Raw genomic sequence first — 21658 nt, 5'->3', positions numbered from 1 at the left:
TTGGCCTACGGCTGTGGAACGCGCGTGCGGTCGACGCCGCCTCTCCGAGTGTCGTCCGCTTCGTCGAGTGGATCGAGCGCCATCCGTTACCCCGCGACACGTGTCGAGGGGGCTCGCGAATTGCTGTTCGGAAATGTCGTCGAAGATCCCTACCGATGGCTCGAGGATGCAACCTCGCCCGAGGTCGTGCGCTGGATATCGCAGCAAGACGAGCTGACGCGTACAACGCTCTCCGTGTTGCCGGAGAGAGCCTCAATCGCCGCGCGCATGCGGGAGTTGCTGTCCGTAGAACGAGTCGAAGGGCTGCAGAAGCGTGGCAATCGGTACTTCTGGTGGAAGCAGGAACCCAAGCAAGAAAAGAGAGCGTTCTGGTGGAAGGACGGCAGGAATGGGACGGAACGGCTCCTGCTCGACCCGAACGCCTGGTCCGCGGACGGCAGCCTTGCGCTGGTCGACGTGTTCGTCTCCTGGGACGGCCGATACGTCGCTTACAACACGTCGAAGAACAACTCCGACGAAACGACGCTTCGAATCGTAGACGTGTCGAGCGGCAAATCATCGGAAGTCGATACGGTTGAGGGGACCCAATACGCTCCCATCTCGTGGAATGCGAAAAGTGACGGGGTCTACTATCGGTTCACGCCGACCACTTCGACGGTTCCACCCTCCGAGCGCATGGGGCTTGGCGAGGTGCGCTTCCACAAGCTCGGCGATAGCCCGAAAAATGACCGCGTCGTGCATCCACGAACGGGGGATTCTCGAGCCTTCCTGAGCGGTTCTGCGACCCAGAACGGGCATTGGCTCCTTGCCGAAATTTGGCATGGGTGGTCATTCAACGAGGTCTACTACCAGGACCTTCGCAAAGCTCGGGGATGGCTTCCGCTGGCCGTCGGCACGAACGCGCAGTACGAGGTTGCAGAGTACCGCGACCGATTTTACGTCAAGACGAACGAAGGTGCGCCTCGAGGGCGGGTTTTCGCCGTCGACCCCACGCGGCCCGCGCGCGCCGCTTGGAAAGAGATTGTGCCTGAACGAGCGGATGCGACACTGGAGAGCCTGGCCGTCATCGGGGAAAAGATGGTGCTGGGGTACCTCAAGGACGCAACGAGCCATGTCGAAATCCACGATGCCGAAGGAAAGCTCGTGCACGAGGTGCGACTTCCTGGGCTCGGCTATGCCACCGTCAGTGGTCATTCCGAGGATGCCACGGCGTATGTCCAATTCGCGTCGTTCACGCATCCTCCGGAGATTTTCGAACTTTCCGTCGTGACGGGTGAGATGCAGTCTTGGTACCGGAGCAAAGTTCCCGTGGATTCTGAGCGCTTCGTCGTCCGGCAGGTTTGGTATTCATCGAAGGACGGAACGCGGGTGCCCATGTTCTTGGTGCACGCGAAGGGTTTGAACCAAGACGGGAATGCGCCCGCCTATCTCTATGGGTATGGTGGGTTCCAGAAGTCGGTGACCCCGTTGTTCGAGGCTTCGGTATTTCCATGGCTGGAACGCGGTGGGGTCTTTGCGGTACCGAGCTTGCGTGGGGGAGGCGAGTTTGGCGAGCCATGGCATCGCGCCGGGATGCTTCACAACAAGCAAAACGTCTTCGACGATTTCTACGCGGCGGCGGAATACTTGGTGCGGGAGGGATACACCCGTCCGGAGAAGATCATGGCGCACGGCGGCTCCAACGGAGGGCTTCTCGTGGGCGCCGGGATTACGCAACGGCCTGACCTCTTCCGGGTGGCCGTCTGCGAAGTACCCATTCTGGATATGCTGCGATTCGACCTTTCGGCTGTGGGACAAACGGCGGTCGATGAGTACGGCTCCCCCAAGAAGGCGGATGACTTTCCGGCGCTCTTTGCCTATTCGCCCTATCATCATGTCGTGATGGGCAAGAAGTACCCCGCGGTTCTCGTGCTGTCGGCCGATAGCGATGACCGCGTCGACCCGATGCACGCAAGAAAATTCGTGGCCATGTTGCAAGCTCGTTCCACCGGAGGTCCGGTGCTTTTGCGCGTCGAGCGAAATTCCGGGCACCTCGGTGCCGACTTGATGCGTGCAGCCATCGAACGCACCGCGGAGATGGAAGCCTTCGCGCTCTCGGAGATGGTTCGGCCCGCACAATCCACCCGGTGAGGTGCATGACGGGGTCGTCCGGCGACCGACACGCCGCCGGACGAGCATCCAGCCCTTCACGTCATGAAAGAACATAGCGAAACAGCTCCGACCCCCTCAGCGCCCCGCAGAGGGCGCGGAGATCGGATCGGTCTCGTTCGGAGATCCTCCTGCCGAGGGACCGCTCCGCGTTCCCGATGACGTCGCCATCGGGAGCGCCGGTCAAGAGCCCTCGCAGCACGCCGAGCAACAGGTCGTCGACTTGAACTCCGAGCGCGGAGTCTTCACCGGCATCCATCGGGGGAAGCTTCCCCAAAGCTCGCGTCCACTCGATCATTCGGTCCACGGGCTCCGCTCCGGGAAATTGCTGCGAGACGATGCGTTTGGCATCCTTCGACCCTCGCACGTTGAGGAGTACGGCGAGAAAGAATCGCAGCTCCGGATCGGTCACGACTTGGCGACGGCGTGTGATGAAGAGCTCACGCCGAAAATTTTCGGTCACGTCTCGTGCCAGCGTTGCAATCTGCTCGTGGTTCCGGCGAACGCGTTCGATGAGCTCATCGCCTTCCTCGGCCGAGACGAGAGACAAGCAGTGCTGAAGGCCGAGGAACGCCGATACGAAGTCGGTCCCCGCCATCCATCGCTGCACGTAGTCGAACAAGTTCCCGGGTGACGTTCGATAGATGAGCGTCATCATCGCGCGGCGCAGCGTCAGTTCCTTTCGGTCGTAGTCCTCGTGGCATGCGATTCCTGGTCGCCAGTAGGTGTACTGCGGCCTCGCGACGCTGGACCGATAGGTGCGCACGACCACCGTTGCCGACGGATGGCCCAGATGGAAGAGCGAATGGATCGTCCCGCCGAGTGGAAGGATCTCGCGGGTGGCCCCTCGATTCAGCACTTCCGGTGTGTTCTCTCGAAGGCGCCCGAGCTTCATGTGCTCGTTCACGATGTGCTGGTCTTCGAATGAGAACGTGGTGTGAAGACTGTGGCCGTGGAGGACGTGGAAAGCGCCGTTGAAGCCATGCTCGTGAATGCCCGTCGTGGCATCCATCCAGAACAAAACGGAGATGTAGAACAGGCCGTTGGCGAAGAGTGTGATGGCGGGCTGGCCGAAATCGGAATCGGCGTCAATCTGTCGAACGAGCCGTTCGGAGCCGAAGCCCAGTCGGATCACGTCGTCGATGCCCACATCCTCGCTCGGTGGCCGGCGCGCGAGGATGTCGGTGCAAATTTTTGGGAAGTCAGCCTCTTTTGCATTCGCGCGAACCCACGTGGCCTCGACGAGTGCTCCGAGTTCATCAAAAAAGTTCGGCATGGAGGATCTCCTAGGTAGAACGAACCACGCACCAGGGAGCCCCGTTCGCGGTGGCTCCCTGGTGGCGCGGGTAAAGCTTTATCCTTCGTAGGGCTCTCGCGGCCTGGGCGGGGAGGACGTTGGCACGGGCGGCGGAACACCACCCTTGAGGTGCGTGCGAACTCGGAGCTGGGCCACCGTGCGTGGATTCACCAGCACGGGTTCCTCCTTCACGGGCAAGGTTTCCTTGCCGTCTCTTGTAGTCATATTTACCTCCAAGATAAACAATTCACCGACACCGCGTGATCCAATAGCCGCTTTGGAAATGAAACGGTACGTGGAATCGGCGACCGCTTGTTCAATCACGTCGAGCAAGTGCTGCGCAATAGGTTCCGGAGACTTCGAGCATCATCGCTTTGGTTCGGGTGTACTCCCGTGCGATTCAGTGGCTTGCACGCGCTTCGGCTAAACGCGACATTTTCTCAACGTCGCGGCACTTGAGCGAATTGCGAACCACTGGCCTGACGTTCGCCGCGATTGTGTTTTGATGTCAGCTCGTGCCAACACGCCCAGAGCCTCGTAGACTGCGTGCGGAAAGTAGGATTAATCTGGTGCCCGAAATCCACCAATGGCTGACATGTTTCGCCGCACGCTCCGTTCGATCGAGAGAGATTCGCTGCAGGGCTGCCACGTCATGGCACTTGTCGCGGCCGTGCTTCTTGCGGCGTGGAGCGTGTGGCTCTTCGTCGCAAAGGTCTCCATTTACGAAACGAGCGAAACGGCCCGTCTCGAAGTTCTACACGCGACGCATCCCGTAGACGCTCCAATCGCCGGTCGAGCCGTGAAGGTGGACCTCGTGCTCGACCGTGAGGTCCAAGAAGGGGATATCATCATGGTGCTTGACGCGGAACCTCAGCGACTCGAGCTCAGCGAAGTGCGGGCGAGGGTCGCGAGCGTCGCTCCGAAGCTCGCGGCCACGCGCGCGGAGCTCGATGCCGAAAAACAAGCACTCGCGCACTTTCGCAATCAAGGAAAGGCCGCTATCGACGAATCCGCCAGCCGCAGCGAGGAGGCGCGAATTGCCGCCACCTTGGCTCGCGACGAGTTCGATCGCATCGAGCGCCTCCAAAAAAGCGGAGCAATCGCCGAAATCGACGCCGTTCGCGGCAAAGCAGAAGCTCAGAGTAAAGCAGCGGCCGAAGCCGCGCTTCGGTCTCAGCAGAGCAAGCTCGAACGTGGGTGGATGACCGGGCAATCCGACCGAAGCGCGCGCATCGCATCTTTGCAACTCGACGTCGTTCGTCTGGAATCGGAGCTCGTTCCGCTTCACGCGAAGATCGAGTCGCTCGAGCACGAGATTGAGCGACGCAGAATCCGTGCTCCCGCGAGCGGTCGCATCGGAGAGATTGGCGCCGTGCGCCCCGGATCGTTCGTCGACGAGGGAGAACACGTCGGTACCATTGTCGCACGGGGCGATTTGCGCGTGGTCGCGGAGTTCAAACCGGCGTCGGCGTTCGGGCGGATCCGCACGGGGCAACTCGCACGTGTTCGGTTCGACGGATTCCCGTGGACGCAGTTCGGTGAAACGCGAGCGCAGGTCGCCGACGTTGCGAGTGAAGTGCGGGGCGGACGCGCGCGGGTCGAATTCGTCATTTTGAAGGCTCACGAAGGAATCCCTATGCAGCACGGCCTGCCAGGATGTGCCGAGGTCGAGGTGGAGAGCGCGACCCCGGCGGAGCTCGCATTACGGGCGGCCGGAGACATTCTTCGTCGAAGCCGTCCTCCGCAGGAGCCCGCCGGCGACCGGCGCGAACGCATCACCCGACGATGAGACGCCCCTTTTTTGCCCCCGAAGTCATTCAAACGTCGATGATGGATTGTGGTCCGGCATCGCTGAAGTCTCTTCTCGAGGGCCTCGGCGTGCGCGTGAGCTACGGGCGACTCCGCGAGGCTTGCCAAACGGAGGTCGACGGGACTTCCATCGACGCCCTCGAGGATCTCGCCCAACGCTTTGGACTCGATGCGCGGCAGGTGATGCTGCCGGTGGACCAATTGATGCTCGCGGACCCGTTTCCGGCGCTCCTTCTGACGAGTGATCCGGCGGGGGCGCTCCATTTCGTCGTGGCGTGGCGGCGCATGGGAGATCTCGTCCAGCTTATGGATCCTGGGCGCGGTCGGATTTGGATCGGTCTGCCCGCGTTGCGAAAGCTGGCGTTCGTACACCGAACACCGATGCCGGCAACGACGTGGCGCGCATGGGCCGAGTCGGAGGAGTTTCATGAAGCCCTTCGAGCTCGGCTCGTGCGGCTCCGTGCACAAACCATGGGGGCACGGCTCACGGACCTTGCGCAGCGTGACCCAACATGGCGTTCGTTTGCTGCATTGGATGCTGCGTTGCGAATGACCCTGTCGCTGGTGAGCGAGCGCGCCATCGAAAGGGGGGCGGCGGCCGCGTCGCTTTGCGCATCGCTCTTCGAACGGGCACGGGAGTGGTTGGATTCGCCCGGCGCGAGCGATGTGGCGCAATCGGTGATCCCGTCGGCCTACTGGTCCGTCACTCCGATGCCCGTCGCCGACGAAGGCATCGAGCACGTCATGGTCGCGGGCGCCGTACTCGTCCGCATCTTTGGTGAGCATGCCGATCGGGCGGCGCTGTCGGCACTTCCTTCCGAGCTCGAAGCGGCGGTTCGCGAACGGCCGGCGCGTCCGCTGCGCCAACTTGGTTCGATGCTGCGGAAGGATGGTGTCTTTGCGCCTGCGGTGCTCGTCGCGTCGGCTGCTGCGGCAAGCGTTGGCGGTGCCTTCGAGGCGGTGCTTCTTCGCGGCGTGATCGACATCGGGCGTTATCTCGGTGTCATCGAACAGCGCTTGGCCGGGCTCGGGTTGCTCGTGATCCTTTTCATCATTCTCCTCGTGCTCGATCTGACCTTCGCAAAGGGGGTACTTCGGATGGGGGCACGTCTCGAAACGCGTCTCCGCGTGGCGTTCCTCAGCAAGATTCCACGGCTGCACGATCGCTACTTCCAGAGTCGCCCTACGTCCGACATGGTCCATCGCTGCCATGCGATTCACCCGGTGCGTGAGGTCCCATTGCTGGGAGGGCGCCTGTTGCGCAGCGGAATGGATCTCTGCGTGGCCGCCGCAGGGCTGCTCTGGGTGCATCCTCGAGGTTGGCCGCTCGTAGGACTGCTGGTGGTTGCGTCTACGGCAGTGCCCTGGCTGGCCCAACGCGCGATGTCGGAGCGCGACCTGCGCGTTCGTTCATTCGACGGTGCGCTCTCACGCTATTACCTCGACGCCCTCCAGGGGCTCATCCCCGTGCGCGCGCACGGAGCGGAGCGAGCGCTCCGTCGCGAGCACGGGAGAACGGCACTCGAATGGACGCGGGCAGCCTTCGATCGGTTGCGCGCTGCGGTCGTCATCGATGCGATTCTGCAGCTCGCGGGTTCTGGGCTTGGCGTTCTTCTCGTGTTCACGTACCTGGCCCATTCGCCCGAACCCGTGGCGATGCTCCTCTTGGTGTACTGGGTGTTGAACGTTCCGGTGCTTGGTCAAGAGATTGCACGCACGGCCCTTCTTTATCCGTCGATGCGCAATCGGCTCCTCCGCTTGACCGAACCTCTCGGCGCCCTCGAGGACGACGACACCCCGGTGAGCCCCACGGGCGAATCATGGCGCGATGTTGTTCCGCTTTCCGGCGGTCCCGGAATGCAAATCGAGCTTCATGATGTTTCGATTCGAGCCGCAGGGCACACGATCCTTCACAACGTCGACCTGGCCATCGCAAAGGGAAGCCACGTGGCGATCGCGGGGCCATCGGGGGCGGGAAAGTCGAGCCTTGTGGGGCTCCTGCTCGGATGGCATCGTCCGGCGGCGGGAGAGGTGCTCGTCGATGGCGTCCCTCTGCGCGGAGAGCACCGGACGCGGATACGCGCCGAAACGGCATGGGTCGATCCTTCGGTGCACCTCTGGAATCGTTCGATGCTCGAAAACCTCGAATATGGGGCTTCGGTCGACACGAATGGGAGGGTGGGAACGATCCTCGAAGACGCGGCGCTATTGGATCTGGTCGAACGATTGCCCAATGGGCTGCAGACGGAGCTGGGGGAGGGCGGGACGCTCGTCTCGGGGGGCGAAGGACAGCGGGTGCGCCTTGGTCGCGGAATGATGCGTGCGAACAGCCGGCTCGTCATTCTGGACGAGGCGTTCCGAGGTCTTGCTCGCGAGCATCGGCAGAAGCTGCTGGCGCGCGGGCGCGCGCGATGGCAGGGCGCGACGCTCTTGTGCATCACCCACGACATACTGGATACGCGAAGTTTCGACCGGGTGCTCGTCGTCGAAGATGGTCGTGTGGTCGAGGATGGTGCGCCGGACGAGCTCTTGGCTCGTGAAACATCACGGTACGCCGCCATGTTCCGCACGGCGCAGGACGTGCAACACGCGCTCTGGAACGGGTGCAGTTGGAGGCGCGTCACGATTCAGGATGGCCGCCTCTCGGAAGCTGATTTCGCTCCTCGGGAAGAGGTTGGCGGATGACGCGGGCGATCGCCGCGTTCGGCTGGCCTATGGCGCGCGTGGGGGAAGCGCTCGAATCGCTGGCGCAGTCCGCCGGTTTTCCTCCGGCGTTGCACTGTCTAGCGGTTCGGACGTCCGCTAACACTGATCCCACGGGTTCAATTCCCGTTGGGGGCGTCGATGGCGGGCCAACCACCTCGCGTGTGGAGTATGCGGCATCCGTTCTCGGGTTGGAGGTGGAAAGCCTTTCCGCGACCCACGCGGACATCGACTTTCTCGTGCGTCAGGCGGCTCCCGCCCTGCTCCTGGTACACGCCGAGGAGGCTACCTATGTCATCGCGATCATCGAGTCGACGCGCAAACGAGCTCGCGTCGTAACTCCCGATCCTACGGTGCGAAGCGTTCCGCTCGAAGATGTCCGCAAGGCGCTCTATTTCGCTGCCGAGCGAGAGCACGGCCCAGCGGTCGAAGCGCTCCTGGAACATGTACCTCTCTCGGCACGGCGACGCCCCCTCGTGCGCAGTGCACTGCTACGTGAACGGGTGGGGGAGCTTCCGCTCGATGCTGGCTGGTCGCTGCGACTTTCGCGCTCGGCGCCGTTTCATGCCCAGCTCCGGCGAGCCGGAGTCTTGCGCACGCTGCGCACGATGACGTTCGCGCACGTGGTCGGCTTCGTTCTTTCGCTCCTTGCGTGGCGAGTCATTGGCGTTGGCATCCTCGGGGGACATTTGGATCGTGGCTGGCTCGTCGCGTGGGCTCTCCTACTTGCCACATTGATCCCTGTTCGCGTCATGACGACGTGGTGGCAGGGCGCCGCAAACATCGCAACGGGCTTCTTGCTCAAGCAGCGCATGCTTCTCGGCACATTGAAGCTCGATCCGGAAGATATTCGACATCAGGGTATGGGCGCGATACTTGGTCGGGTCATCGAGGTGGACGCGCTCGAGGAGCTCGCGATGCATGGAGGATTCGTGAGCCTCGTGGCGTTTGTGGAGCTCGCCATCACGATTCCTGTGCTCGGGTTCGGGCCGGGGAGCACCGCTTCGGTGCTGCTCTTGTTCGTCTGTATCGCGTTCCTCGCCCTGTTCCTTCGGCGTGTCGCCAAACAGTGGCTTACCTGGTCGAGCGGCCGGATTGCGATGACGAATCAGATGATCGAAGGGATGCTGGGCCACCGTACGAGAATCGCCCAGGAACCTCCCAGGGGGTGGCACGTCGCCGAAGATCATGCACTCGCGGCGTATTGCGAAGACGGTCGAAACCTCGATCGGAGCGGCACGCTGATCACCGGACTACCTCCGCGAGTATGGCTCCTCCTCGGCGTGGTTGCACTGGGGCCCGCACTCATTGCCGAGACGACGTCTCCCGAGGCGATCGCCCTTGGAATTGGAGGCGTCCTCCTTGCACGTGGTGCGATCGTCCGACTCACGAGCGGGGTCATGTCCCTTGTGGCGGCGCTGGCCGCGTGGCGGCAAGCCGCGCCTCTTTTTCATGCGGGAGGTCGTCCTTGCCCGGTTCCATCGCGCCATTCACCCCGTTCGGGCGAAGAGCGGAATGAGAGGGGCTCCACCGGTCTGCTCGACCTCCGCAATGTTGTCTTCCGCCATCGACTTAAGGGCAAACCGACCCTTCACGACATCACGCTTCGTATTCATCGGGGTGACCGTCTGCTCGTCGAAGGGCCCTCGGGTGGTGGCAAATCGACGTTCGGGTCGGTGCTCGCCGGGCTGCGTGAGCCCGAATCCGGACTCGTGCTCTTGGACGGCTTGGATCGAGCATCCCTCGGCGCCGATGCTTGGCGACGTCGCATCGCGGCTGCGCCTCAGTTTCACGAGAACCATGTCCTATCCGACACGTTCGCGTTCAATTTGCTCATGGGCCGGTGCTGGCCGCCCCGACCCGAGGATCTCGTCGAAGCCGAAACGATCTGCCGTGAGCTCGGACTCGGTGCCCTTCTCGACCGCATGCCGGGCGGTTTGATGCAACGGGTTGGCGAAACCGGATGGCAGCTCTCCTGTACGCGGCCACGTTAAATTGACCCACGACGGCCACCAGAAATTGACCCACCCGGCGGAGCGAAGCGCGGGGGGGAGCAGTTTCGGCCAGGGAAAATTGACCCACCCCTGAAAGGGGTGGACAGGCGAGCGGGCGATGGAGTCGTCGTCCGGGGATGGTGCCGATGGACGTGGTGGCAGTGATTCGACACAAGGTGGCGAGCGAAGGGGTTCCGATTCGAGAAGTGGCGCGGGAGCTCGGATTGTCGCGAAACACGATTCGGCGATACGTGAGGGCCAACAAGATTCCGGTTCCAAGGCCAGAAAAACAGGTCCGACCAAGCCCGGTGCGCGACGAGGTGGCCACGGCGGCCGCGGCTATCTGGCGAGCGCGCCGATCCTTTACGGCGGGCAAACAGCGGCTGACGGCCAAGCGGCTGTGGGAGCTATTGCGTGAAAACGGGCACACGGCGAGCGAGCGCACCGTGCGGCGATTGGTGGCCGAATTCCGGAGCGGTGAGCGTGAGGTGACTGTTCCCCTGGTGTACACGCCGGGCGAGCTCGCACAGGTGGATTTTTTCGAGGTGTGGGTCGAGCCCTCGGGGATTCGCCAGAAGGCGTGGATGTTCGTGATGCGCTTGATGCACTCAGGGCGCGACTTCGCCATGCTCTGCGCGCAACAAGACGCCACTTGGTTCTTAGCGGCTCACGTTGCGGCGTTTACCTACTTCGCGGGGGTGGTGGCCGCCGTGGCCTATGACAACTTGAGCGCTGCCGTGGCCAAGATCCTCGTTGGGGCGCCACGGCTGCTTCGGCCCCGATTTGCCGCGCTTTGCGCCCACTACGCCTTCGAGCCACGTTTTTGCCGCCCCGGCGAAGGCCACGACAAGGGAGGAGTCGAGCGCCGCGGAGGACACGTACGTCGCCAGCATTTGGTGCCCATTCCGCGCGGTGAATCACTTGCCGCCATGACCACGGCTTTGCAAGCACGCCTCGATGCTCAGCATTCGCGCAATCCGATGTACGTCGAGGCCTGGGCCCGCGAGCGCAGCGCGCTGCGGCCTCTCCCAGCGCCTTTTGACGGCCGCCAGGTGCGCACCGTGCAGCTTCGCCACCACGCCAGCTACCTCGTCGCGGGCGCTCACTACTCGGTGCCCAGTCGGTGGTGCGGTCAGATGGTCGACCTATTCCTAGGCATCGACACCGTCACCTTCGCCAAAGGCGACGAGACCATCTGCCATCCTCGCGTGGCCTTCGGTGGCCGAAGTATCGACTATCGGCATTTGTTACTGCCACTATCGCGCAAGCCACAAGCTCTGCGCCAGGTCGCTCACGAGTTGGTGGCACAATTCGGCTCACCATGGCCCGAGCTCTGGGAGACGCTTTGCAATCGGTATTCGCCCGACCTGATCGAAGCTGCACGAAGACTGGCTCCGTGGTTGGAGCGCGCTGACCGCGAGGGAGTCGGTCGGGTCAAGCGAGCCATCATCACCGCCCTTGCGTGCGGTACGCTGGTGCCCTTTCTGCAACGCACAAGGCGCACCGAAACCCTCGCCGCTGTCCCGCTGGCATTATCGGAATACGCGGTCGAGACGCCCGACCTATCGCGCTACGACGTGCTTCTCGAGAGGGCATCGGCATGAGCACCGACAACGTGCTCTTGGCCGCCGTACGCGCCCATACGCGCGTACTCAAGCTGCCGACCGTCGCACGAGAGTGCGAAACGCTGGGACGTCAATCGCTGGCCGAAGGCTGGTCACCGTTGCAGTACTTGCGGGCGTTGCTCGACGCCGAGCTCGCAGTCCGCGCCGAGCACGCGATTGGGCGCCGCATGCGAGCGGCTCGTCTGCCCGTGCACAAAACGATGTCGCAATTCGATTGGCGGAGGCCACACGGTCTCGAACGCGCCCGCGTCGAAGACTTGGCTCGTGGTGCCTGGATTCCGACGGCGCGCAACATCGTGATCTTGGGCCCCGTGGGCACCGGAAAAACGCACTTGGCCATCGCGCTCGCCATCGAGGCCATCAAGCGCGGCCACCACGTGCTCTTTTACCGCGCCTCCGACTTGGTCCGGGCACTGACCGAGGCCCGGGATGCACGCGCTCTTTCTCGCCTGCAAGAGCGACTGCGAAGGGTTTCACTCTTGGTGGTGGACGAACTTGGCTTTGTACCGTTTGAAAAAGCCGGCGGAGAGCTGCTCTTCGACGTCTTGTCCACCCGGCACGAACGGTGCGCAACGGTGATCACATCGAATCTGGCTTTTAGTGAATGGAACCGGGTCTTCGTCGACGACAAGCTGACGGCCGCACTCCTGGACCGTCTGGCCCAGCATGCGGAGGTCCTCGTCACTCGCGGTCCGGGAGACCGTGTCCCGGCCGCGGCCACCAAAAAGACAGATTCAAGATCTGACGAGAGCAAACCCAAAGCGACCCAGGAGGTGCCGGCGCTCACGCGGTGAGTGCCCCCCATCGCGGCGGGGTGGGTCAGTTTTTGATGGCCGAGATGGGTCAGTTTTCGGTGGCCGTTGACATCTCCCACGGAGAGCGAAGTCGACTCTACATGGCGCGCGCGCTCCTTCAGCGCGCCGACGTCGTCATCCTCGATGAGAGCTTCGCGTCGCTGGACCCAGAAACGCAGACGAAAGCGCTCGAGTGCGTGTTGAAACGCGCACCGACGCTGGTCGTAATAGCTCACCCGTAACGGTTTACATGTCGCGGGTAGGAAGGGATCGAGCTCTACGGCGAGAGGAAGCTCGCCGGGGGGCGGGCTTCTTTTCCGAGTCGGGATCTGCCTTCGAATTCGTTTTCGCCATGGTTGGTTTGGGATGAAAGAGCGACATCTGCTCGGCTCGCGTCGCCTTTGCTAGTGGGGCTCTCTTGTACGTGACATTGACTTGTTCGGTCGGCGGATAGTCGATGCCCCGGCCATCGAGCAGGCTTTCGACGGTGACGACCTGCAACCGCGGGTATTCCTTCTTCCAGCCCGGCGATCGGTAAAATCCGGCCGCCGCGGCCTCTGCACGCATGGTTGCGTTGGACGGTGCAGCGTGATGAGCACCCCGATGGCCGCCTTTTCACGCTCGAGAACACCGCGCAGATCGCGCACGTCCTTCACGCCGGTGCTGCCGCTCTTCACCGAGAACACGACCTGTTTCGTCCTCGGGGACGGTCCCGGCTCGTCGTGAAAATACAAGCGGCCATCGATGCCTTGGTCCGGCCCCTTCTTCTCCACGACCGGGCGGGCGCCGACGAGCCCAAGGGCCCACCACTGAAATTGGTAAGGGTTCAATTCGGCCAGCGCTGCGGCATCGGGCAACGACACGGGCTCTCCGACGGCATCTCCGACGTCGACTCCGAAGGAGTCCTTCATGCGACGCTTGATCAAGTTGATCGCGAGGTGCGTAATGTCGATTCCAATCCAGTTCCGCTTCAAGCGATGGGCGACAGCCACGGCCGTTCCGCAGCCGCAGAACGGATCGAGAACGACCTCCCCGGGATGGCTGCTCGCCAAGATGACGCGTTCGAGGAGCTTCTCCGGCTTCTGCGTGGGGTACCCGAGGCGTTCCTTTCCGCTCGGAGGGATGATGCTCACCTCCCAGACGTCCGACAGCGGCAGGCCCTTCGACTCTTCTTCTTCGACGCTCGGCTTTCTGTGCCCCGAGGAGAAGTCGGCCTTTTGCTTCTTCGTCCCGTAGGTTCGAAGGGTCGATCTGCAAGCTGCTCGTAGCCGTACAGCACATTGAACGTGCGCGCGGCCGTGTGGGTCTTCCCGTAGAAGAGAAGCACGTCGTGCATCTTCTGGAATTGCCGCGCCGTCGTAGGCCATCGCCGATACCGCCAGATCACCTCGTTGCGGAAGTTGACAGGACGAAACACCGCGTCCATCAGGATCTTGAGGTAATGGCTCGCGACCGGATCGCAGTGCAGGTAGATGCTCGCCGTCGGCTTCATGACCCGATGCAGCTCGACAAGCCTGGGCGCCATCATCGAGAGGTATGCGAGCATGTCGCTCTCGCCGACCACCAGCCGGAACGCCTGCATGGCCTCCGATATCTTGCCGCCGGCTTCGACGAGGTCGTGGTAGGCGCGCACGGCGGATTCGTCCCATTCCCACGTATCCTTGAACGCCTTGACCTGTGCCGCAGAACGCGCCCCGTCGTGCTCGAGGAACAACACGTTGTAGTCCTTGGCCGAGTTGAACGGCGGATCGAGGTAGACGAGGTCGACGGACTCGTCATCCACGTAGCGGCGGAGCACCTCCAAGTTGTCGCCGTAGTAGAGAAGCCCGCCCGAGTCGATTGGCATGGCCGATCTTATCGGGCGCCCTTCCGCTCCGGCCAACTTTGCAGTCACGATCGCATCGACCTTGCGAGCATAGGCGTGAATGTGGACGACTTTCCCGGAACATTTCTCGGAGTGCGGTGGCCAGGCCGGTGCGATCCACATCGAGCGCAATCCGAGAGAGCGCACCCCGATGCAGATAGATGGGCTCGAGCCCACGCCTGTGGACCGCGAACTCCGCTTGCAAAGCGGTGGTCGGTTTCGACCGGGCGTCCCCGGGGCCGAAACGTACTTCATATTGAAATGCCCGACCAAACTGTAGGCTGCGGAGCCGTGATCGGGACGTGGGGTTACCCGATCGCGTTTACGTCGGACTTGCGCGGGCGACCAGGCCCGCGGCGTCCGTCGCTCGGCCGACCCGGCTTGTGGGGTTCGACGTGATCGCGGAGGAAGTCCTCGATCGACGACGAGAAGGCTTTGACGACGCCGTTGGCAAAGACATCGGCACGCTTACGGACGGCTGCGTGAAATTCTTTTGACATGCCGATTGCGTAACCATGTATTCGTGACGCGCAAGGATAAATGTTTGATCTGTTCCGAAATAAATCGCATTTGGTCAGACGAATGTCCAATGCGGTCGTTCGGGCACACGCGCAAGAGCGCAACTGCACGTGCGAGTTGCGTATGCCATGGACGCGCAAGCTATCGCACGTCGGCGTTGCCTATCGGGGCGACATCTTTGGCAAACGACGCGCCCATGCGCGGGGGGCGCGTCTCGCCCGGTTCGATTCGGCGTCGCCTTCATCTTTGCCTTTGACGCGGGTGCCCGCCCGTGCGCTCTCGCACGTATGCGCCTCATCGACCGAGGGCGTGCTCGGTTCGCGATCGCAACGTATAAAGCCTTGTACGGGACGCTTGCGAGCGGTAACGTGGTGGCGAAATCCCGAGGGTCGCTCGCGAAGCGGGTTTGTTGTTTGAAAACAGATGTTTAAGGCTGGCAAGCGTGCGGTTTTTTGGAGGTGCGCAGAACCACGATGACGAAATCCCGAGGGTCGCTCGCAAAGCCCTTTACAAGGCTGCGAATTTGTTCGAATTCTGCGTGACCCCTTTCCCGCGGAGAACATCGCGGGCCCTCCCTCGAGTTACCTTCTTCCCGGAGAGCCACGCAGCATCGAAGATGCTTTCCCGCGGAGAACATCGCGGGCCCTCCCTCGAGTCACAACTTTTCCACTTCTCCACACGGTAAGTAAGCACGCTTTCCCGCGGAGAACATCGCGGGCCCTCCCTCGAGGCTTGCTCCTCCGCTTTCGCGAAAGACAGCTGGTTCTTCTCTTTCCCGCGGAGAACATCGCGGGCCCTCCCTCGAGCACAATCGCCCTACGCCTTTCCCGCGGAGAACATCGCGGGCCACGTTGAAGCCGTAGCTGTCGAGCAGCATTCGCATCGTAATGGGGGATGTGCTTTCCCGCGGAGAACATCGCGGGCCACGTTGAAGCTGACAATAGTGGCCAAAGTAGGCCCAGAAAGTGCCCTCTTTCCCGCGGAGAACATCGCGGGCCACGTTGAAGCGGTGCGGTTGGCGGTGACGGTGGAGCTGGCGGCCGCGGTGGCTTTCCCGCGGAGAACATCGCGGGCCACGTTGAAGCCTCTGATGCCGAGCGTTGGTGGTCGGTGCAACCTGCACTTCTTTCCCGCGGAGAACATCGCGGGCCACGTTGAAGCGATTGGGCGGCAACGGTGCCCAGCCGAAAGCGAAGGAGGCTCCTTTCCCGCGGAGAACATCGCGGGCCACGTTGAAGCAAGGGGATACGCGCGGTAAATACGAGCGGTTCCCTACCACTTTCCCGCGGAGAACATCGCGGGCCACGTTGAAGCGGAAATACGTAATCATGAACGTCTTGGTCCGTCATCTTCGCTTTCCCGCGGAGAACATCGCGGGCCACGTTGAAGCTTGAAGCGAAGCCCGATCTTGCGCGTGAAGAGCGGAAACCTTTCCCGCGGAGAACATCGCGGGCCACGTTGAAGCATGCTTCGGCGGCGAAGCGGCCGCGCAAGCTCTCCTTTCCCGCGGAGAACATCGCGGGCCACGTTGAAGCATGCTTCGGCAGCGAAGCGGCCGCGCAAGCTCTCCTTTCCCGCGGAGAACATCGCGGGCCACGTTGAAGCAGTGAGATCACGACCATCAAGACCTACGAGGGCCGGGAGCTTTCCCGCGGAGAACATCGCGGGCCACGTTGAAGCCGGCGCCGGAACTTGTTGGGCTGCAGCTTGCTGGGCGGCCTTTCCCGCGGAGAACATCGCGGGCCACGTTGAAGCCTCGGCGTGATCTTGCATTTGTCGGATGATCGCAAGCATCTTTCCCGCGGAGAACATCGCGGGCCACGTTGAAGCCATCGGGTGCGTCGGCTGGTCGAGGGCCGGACGCCGCTTTCCCGCGGAGAACATCGCGGGCCACGTTGAAGCTCGGCGCGCGCCCATCGCTTGTCGCGCTCCTCACCGCCGCCTTTCCCGCGGAGAACATGTATCCCTCCTGCCAACCGCGTCGTGATTCCGTCGAGCAGGCGGCCTAGATTTGGCGGTGCGAATGACGGAGCTATCGAGCGCAGCGCTACTATGGGGACTCGCCGAGCTGCGGGGGGATGGTGATCTTCCCGAGAGGAGCCTCGAGCTCGTGGGGGAGGAGGCGGGCGCGCGTGGCGAGCCAGTTCATGGGGGCAAGTTCGACGACGCGTCGTTTGGGCCAACTCGGCAGGACACGAAACAGGTCGCGCAAGTATTCCTCGGAATCGAGTCCGGCGTGGCGCGCGGATGCGATGAGCGAAAGCCATGTGCAGGCCACTTCCGCGGCGTCGTCGGAGCCCAGGTGCATCCAATTTTTCCGTCCGATCGCCACATGTCGAATTTCGCGTTCAACGTCATTGTTGGAAAGTGGAATGCTCCCGTTCACCAAAAATCGCGTGAGCGCCTCCCAATGATTGTGGCTGTACCGAAGGGCGCGGGAGAAAGGCCCGCGTGGATCCACGCTGGGGTCGTCGAGCAGGCAATCGCGGGCCCTGGCGAAAATCTCGACCAGCGGTGCAGAGCGCTCTTTTCGAATCAAAAGGCGTGCGTCGGGCGAAAGGTGCGCGATGTCCCTCTCGATGGTGAACAGCTCGTCGGCAAGCTCGACGAAACCGCGCGCCCGCGTGTCGGTGGGCAAAGCAAAGAAATACTTGCGCCGGCAGTGTGCCATACAGCCGGCCTCTTTCGGCGCGCCGGGAGCGCGAAACAATTCGTCGTACACACTGGAGGCGTCTGCGACGACGATACCGCCAAATTCTTCGAGCCAGCTTTTCGGCATGTCGCTCGTGTGCAGCGCGGAATAGCGAAAAAAGACCTGCGCCCGATCGGCAAGGAGCACCCAGATGTGAGCTCTTCGATCGTGGGGGCTTGCCATCACGCGCACCCCCGTCGCATCGATGCCGATGACCTGGCACTGAGCCAACGCGTGTTCCCAAGCCGCATCGACGACGAGGCGCGCCACCGGCTCGGCGAGCTTTTCCCACGCGCTCAACGTGGAAACGGGCACACGCACACCATGCCGGGCGATGATCTTCGACAGGCGCGTGTACGGGATCTGATCGCCCCATTTCGAGTGAATCGTGTGGGCGAGCATCGCAGGATCGGGCAACGCGCGCGGAATCATCTCGTCGGGCACGGGCTCGATGTGCACGGCGACCGAGGCATCGTCATTGTCTTGGGCGAACTTTTTCCGGACCACACGCAATCGTGTATACCCGGACTTACGGAACGCCAATCGGTAAGAGACCTCCTCACCGATGTAGCGGGCTCCCTCAGGAGTTTCGCCGGGCGAAATGTCCACGGTTTCCACGGGCAGGTGCTCGGGAAGCTGCCCGCGCCCATGTGGAGTACGGCGCTTTCGGACACCGCTCGGAGGCGACGGGGTCACGCGATCGGGGCCGGCCAGTGGCTGCGCCGCGTTGGGCTTTTCGGGCTCGGCCGGGGCCGGCGATGGCTCACTGCCACTCGATGCGAGAATCGTCGCATCGAGCAGCACCTGCAACGTGCTTGCCGGCAAGCGCTCGCGTTTGACGCCGAAAAGCTGCTTCGAGAGCCATGCCACCTGCGCCTCGAGGGCATCGATGCGCACGCGTTGCGATTCACTTTCGGCACGTAACCGTGCGTTTTGCTCGCGAAGCTCTCTATCCTCAGCCACAAGCCTCGACACCGCATCCGAGGACGCTCCTTGGGCCAGCGCCGCAACGAGAGCGGCCGCGATGCTGGCATTGGGGGGCGTGACGGGCGACACGGCTCGATGCATCGAGAACGTCGTGCATATCACGATATCGCATCATGCGATATGTATTCAGTGTACGCTGCTATTCTTTTTCTTACCTTCGACGGCGAGTCCTTCGAGAAATCGGGAAAACGCCTCGGGACTCATTTCCATACGCGAGGCGCCCTCGGTGCGCGGCGGCGCGACGAATACCCCCTGATCAAGGCGCTTGTATAGAAGCGCATATCCGGTGCGGTCGTAGAATAAGACTTTGCACCTGTCGGTCGCCTTGTTGAGAAACACGAAGAGCGAACCTCCTCGCGGATCGTCACCGAAACGCTCGCGCACAATCCCCGCGAGCCGATCGAAACTGATGCGAAGGTCGACCCGCTCGACGCTCACAAAGATGCGGACATTCGCCGAGAACATCAGCTCTCCTCCAATACGCCGATCAACGCGCGAAGTACGGTGACGTTGGCCCCCGTCTGCACACGAAGTATCCGACCCGAGCGAAGAACCACTTCGATGCTGTCATAAGGCGAGGATGTCCCGCGCGCTGCAGCGGTCGTCGCAATAGGCACCTCGGGTGCGGGGGCCTTGCGCGACGGCACAACCTCGACAAATCCCTTGCCGACTTCGGTGCTCGCTTCGGGTCGCGCGATCTTCCTCTTCCACCACACCAACGTCCGTGGATTCCACCCGTGCTTCTTCGCATATTCGCCCGCGCTCTCCCCGCTGGCCTCCCACGCCGCGATTCGCCTCACCCACTCCGGCCTCTTCGCTCGCTTCCTCATGCATCGCGAGTTTGCTGCCGCTTCGGCCCCTCGTCACGACGCGCTCCGCAGGACGGATACGAGAACATCGCGGGCCACGTTGAAGCCTTGGCACTGGTGGTGTAGTGGGCGCTTCCGAGGTGGCTTCCCCGCGGAGAATCGCGGGCCACGTTGAAGCCAATGTCTAGAGAAACGCTACGACGTGCATGTCCTCCTTTCCCGCGGAAAGCATCGCGGGCCACGTTGAAGCGAGAACCATCTTCGAACGGACGCAGTGGACGCGGCCTTTCCCGCGGAGAACATCGCGGGCCACGTTGAAGCCCAGTCGACAGGCTCGCAACGTCCTCCGCTCGGTTGAACCGCTCGTGGGGCTCGCCGTGCTCTCGCAGGGGATCCCTCGATCGACCAAAAGAAGGCGTTGACGACGCCGGTGGCAACTATCGACAATCGGCGTTAGTGAACGTTGATACCGTACGTCATCTGGACGTCTTCTTCGTACGCGATGCGCGTTTGCGGACGTTCGCCTCTCTCCCGGACGGCGGTGATGCCTTCATCTTCGCCTCCGAAGACGAAGTCTTGAAGCGCTCTGCTTTCGGCTGAATCTGAGACGTCGCCCTACGCCGCGGTCGGAACCCGTTGACCAGTACGTTCCCCATCATCCAAGCTTCGTCACCGTCGTCCCAATTGGCTTCGGGGAATAGGAGCGTGCTCACAATGCAGTATCCCATGATGGCCGAGAGGACGATCCGAACAATGGAGAGGGCAGGGATGTCCGGACGGATCTCGCCCTGCTCCTGAAAACGATGAATGAGCTGGTTGAGTCGCGGGTAATTACCCACCTGTCGGGCAAGGGCCCTTCGGAACGTTGCGGGGCGGAGGATCGCCTCCTGAATCGTCCGTTTGATACGAGTCGGATTGTCGCGGGCCATTCTGGCCCGGTAGACGAAGAACCAGTCCAGGCACGCCTCGAGCCGATCGTTCGCCGTCTCCCATGGAAATCCGAGGGGTTCCAGAAAAGACCGAAAGGCAGAGGGAACGGCCATTAGGAGCATTGCAAGGGCATCCGGCGTGACGGAACTTGCGCTTGTTCCACTAAGGTCAAGAAGCCGCGCGCCGTTTTCTTTCGATACTTGGGGCTTGATGGTGCGCTTCGTTCTCGGTGCCGGTCGGGATTGTGGCACATCTTGTCGCGGCCTAAAGCCGTGGGCCAAGACGCATGCCATTAGCCGAGCGTCGTCTTCGTCATTCCACTCTGCTTGGGGCAGTAGGATCGTGCGCGCGACGCAGTACCCCATGGCGACCGAGAGCGCGATGCGCAGCACGGTGATGGTGTCCACATCATCTCGAAGCTCCCCGTGCTCTCCGAAGTGCTGAGCAAAGTCACTAAAATAGGCGTAGAATTGCTGCTGGCGCTCGAGAACGCGCCGCAGTAGTTCCGGGCGGATGATCGCCTCTCGAATAAGGCGTTCCAGTTGATGGGCGTTGTCACGAATGAACTGGACACGCTCAAGGAAATACGTCAGCAAGTGCGCCTCGAGACCGTCCGCATCGGGCTCACGATTGCCGTCGGCTTGGGCCCGACACGATCGAAGCACGTTTGGTGCGGGTATTTGGAGCAGTGCACGGGCGAGGACTTCGTCGTAGAGCTCCTCTTTGCTGCCGAAATGCGTGCGGACGACCTTCTCTGCCACGGCGGCGCGCTCGGCCACCATCGCCATGGTGGTCCACGGGAAACGATAGGTCGCAAAGACGTGCAGGGCCGCCATGACGATGCGTTCTCGGACCTCCGCTTGAGCAACCTCGTCGTTCATGACTCCGCCTTTCTTGGATGTCGTTCGGACGTGGTTGGGTTCCAATCTGAGCTCAAGCGGGCGCGCTCACCACGTCGAGCTCGGCTCTTTCGTCGGTCAGAATGGGATGTCGGGGAGGTCGCGTCGAGTTGGCGGTACGGCCGGAACTCGAGCCTCGCTCTCGGCACGCGTGCCGGTGTGGTCGGGTGCTGCGGGCGGTGCCGCCGGGGGCTGCGTATCGCGGTGGTATGTCCGGTCCGGCACTCGCTCACGCGGTTCTTCGTCACTGGGGCGCCGTGCGCCGCCGCTCAACACGACGTTCGATGCGATGACCGCTGTCGTGTAAGCCGTCTCGCCGTTTCGCTCATGTCGGGTCGTGCGCAGGGAGCCTTCGACGAAGATGCGGTCGCCCTTGCGAAGGACCCGTGAGAGACCTTCCGCACGTCGGCCAAACGCGACGACGCGCACCCATTCCGTCCGTTCTTGCCGCTGCTTCCTCGCGTCCAGCCACGTCTCCGTGCAGGCCAGATTCCACGTGAGCACCGACGTCGTATCGGTCTCGCGGAAGTCCGGGTCCGCTCCGAGGTTTCCAAGCAAGATGACCTTGTTGACACCGTTCATAGTTGC

14 protein-coding genes, 1 pseudogene and 2 CRISPR repeat arrays are annotated in these 21658 nt (G+C 62.5%); of the genes and pseudogenes, 6 read left to right on the top strand and 9 right to left on the bottom strand.

The genetic code is table 11. From position 1 onward, the window contains the following. The first annotated feature begins 24 nt into the window (after positions 1-24). On the top strand, positions 25-2130 hold the full coding sequence (locus tag LZC94_28890) for a prolyl oligopeptidase family serine peptidase (protein WXB20261.1): 2106 nt from the start codon (positions 25-27) through the stop codon (positions 2128-2130). A 61-nt stretch (positions 2131-2191) separates the two neighbouring features. Here the strand turns inward: LZC94_28890 and LZC94_28885 are convergent, their stop codons facing one another. Then, positions 2192-3424, bottom strand: coding sequence for a hypothetical protein (locus tag LZC94_28885; GenBank protein WXB11861.1), 1233 nt, complete (start codon positions 3422-3424; stop codon positions 2192-2194). Between the two features lie 775 nt (positions 3425-4199). Then, a complete protein-coding gene (locus tag LZC94_28880) occupies positions 4200-5069 on the bottom strand; it encodes a hypothetical protein (GenBank protein WXB11860.1) in 870 nt (289 codons plus the stop codon). Between the two features lie 161 nt (positions 5070-5230). On the opposite strand from LZC94_28880, the gene LZC94_28875 reads away from it, so the two are divergent. From LZC94_28875 to LZC94_28855, 5 genes are all read left to right on the top strand, one after another. Then, positions 5231-7939 (top strand): ATP-binding cassette domain-containing protein, encoded by a 2709-nt coding sequence (locus LZC94_28875; protein ID WXB11859.1) that lies wholly within the window; start codon positions 5231-5233, stop codon positions 7937-7939. Then, positions 7936-9951 carry an ABC transporter ATP-binding protein/permease gene (locus LZC94_28870; protein ID WXB11858.1) on the top strand — a complete coding sequence of 672 codons (2016 nt, stop codon included), beginning with the start codon at positions 7936-7938 and terminating at the stop codon, positions 9949-9951. Before LZC94_28875 ends, LZC94_28870 begins: the two co-directional genes overlap by 4 nt. Before the next feature lie 137 nt (positions 9952-10088). Beyond that, a complete protein-coding gene (gene istA / locus LZC94_28865; protein WXB11857.1) occupies positions 10089-11555 on the top strand; it encodes an IS21 family transposase in 1467 nt (488 codons plus the stop codon). After that, on the top strand, positions 11552-12370 hold the full coding sequence (istB, locus tag LZC94_28860) for an IS21-like element helper ATPase IstB (protein ID WXB11856.1): 819 nt from the start codon (positions 11552-11554) through the stop codon (positions 12368-12370). Before istA ends, istB begins: the two co-directional genes overlap by 4 nt. After that, positions 12367-12612, top strand: a complete 246-nt coding sequence (locus tag LZC94_28855) for a hypothetical protein (protein ID WXB11855.1) — start codon at positions 12367-12369, stop codon at positions 12610-12612. The genes istB and LZC94_28855 overlap by 4 nt, the downstream gene beginning before the upstream one ends. A 162-nt stretch (positions 12613-12774) precedes the next feature. Here the strand turns inward: LZC94_28855 and LZC94_28850 are convergent, their stop codons facing one another. The 7 genes and pseudogenes from LZC94_28850 to ssb all read right to left on the bottom strand — a co-directional run bounded on the left by LZC94_28850 (position 12775) and on the right by ssb (position 21652). After that, the gene (locus tag LZC94_28850; protein WXB20260.1) at positions 12775-13281 is read right to left on the bottom strand and encodes a restriction endonuclease; all 507 of its coding nucleotides are present in this window, start codon (positions 13279-13281) and stop codon (positions 12775-12777) included. A 36-nt stretch (positions 13282-13317) separates the two neighbouring features. Further along, positions 13318-14216 (bottom strand): annotated as a pseudogene (locus tag LZC94_28845) (site-specific DNA-methyltransferase). A gap of 1082 nt (positions 14217-15298) precedes the next feature. Further along, positions 15299-15559: direct repeats of the CRISPR family, unit length 36 nt; unit sequence CTTTCCCGCGGAGAACATCGCGGGCCCTCCCTCGAG. Between the two features lie 16 nt (positions 15560-15575). Then, a CRISPR array of direct repeats spans positions 15576-16731; the repeat unit is 36 nt; unit sequence CTTTCCCGCGGAGAACATCGCGGGCCACGTTGAAGC. 72 nt (positions 16732-16803) lie between these two features. Next, the gene (locus LZC94_28840; GenBank protein WXB11854.1) at positions 16804-18342 is read right to left on the bottom strand and encodes an IS66 family transposase; all 1539 of its coding nucleotides are present in this window, start codon (positions 18340-18342) and stop codon (positions 16804-16806) included. Positions 18343-18558: 216 nt separating this feature from the next. Beyond that, complete coding sequence (tnpB, locus tag LZC94_28835; protein WXB11853.1) at positions 18559-18897, bottom strand: IS66 family insertion sequence element accessory protein TnpB; 339 nt, start codon at positions 18895-18897, stop codon at positions 18559-18561. After that, the gene (locus LZC94_28830) at positions 18897-19232 is read right to left on the bottom strand and encodes a hypothetical protein (GenBank protein ID WXB11852.1); all 336 of its coding nucleotides are present in this window, start codon (positions 19230-19232) and stop codon (positions 18897-18899) included. Before LZC94_28830 ends, tnpB begins: the two co-directional genes overlap by 1 nt. 485 nt (positions 19233-19717) lie before the next feature. Further along, the gene (locus LZC94_28825; protein ID WXB11851.1) at positions 19718-21052 is read right to left on the bottom strand and encodes a TetR/AcrR family transcriptional regulator; all 1335 of its coding nucleotides are present in this window, start codon (positions 21050-21052) and stop codon (positions 19718-19720) included. A gap of 96 nt (positions 21053-21148) precedes the next feature. Continuing rightward, positions 21149-21652: a single-stranded DNA-binding protein gene (gene ssb / locus LZC94_28820; protein ID WXB11850.1), complete on the bottom strand. Its 504-nt coding sequence runs from the start codon at positions 21650-21652 to the stop codon at positions 21149-21151. Between the last annotated feature and the right edge of the window lie 6 nt (positions 21653-21658).

The organism is Sorangiineae bacterium MSr11954 (assembly GCA_037157815.1).
Lineage (GTDB): Bacteria > Myxococcota_A > Polyangia > Polyangiales > Polyangiaceae > Pendulispora > Pendulispora albinea.
The sequence above is the reverse complement of the archived record's forward strand: the minus strand, read 5'-3'. Positions and strand labels throughout refer to the sequence as shown.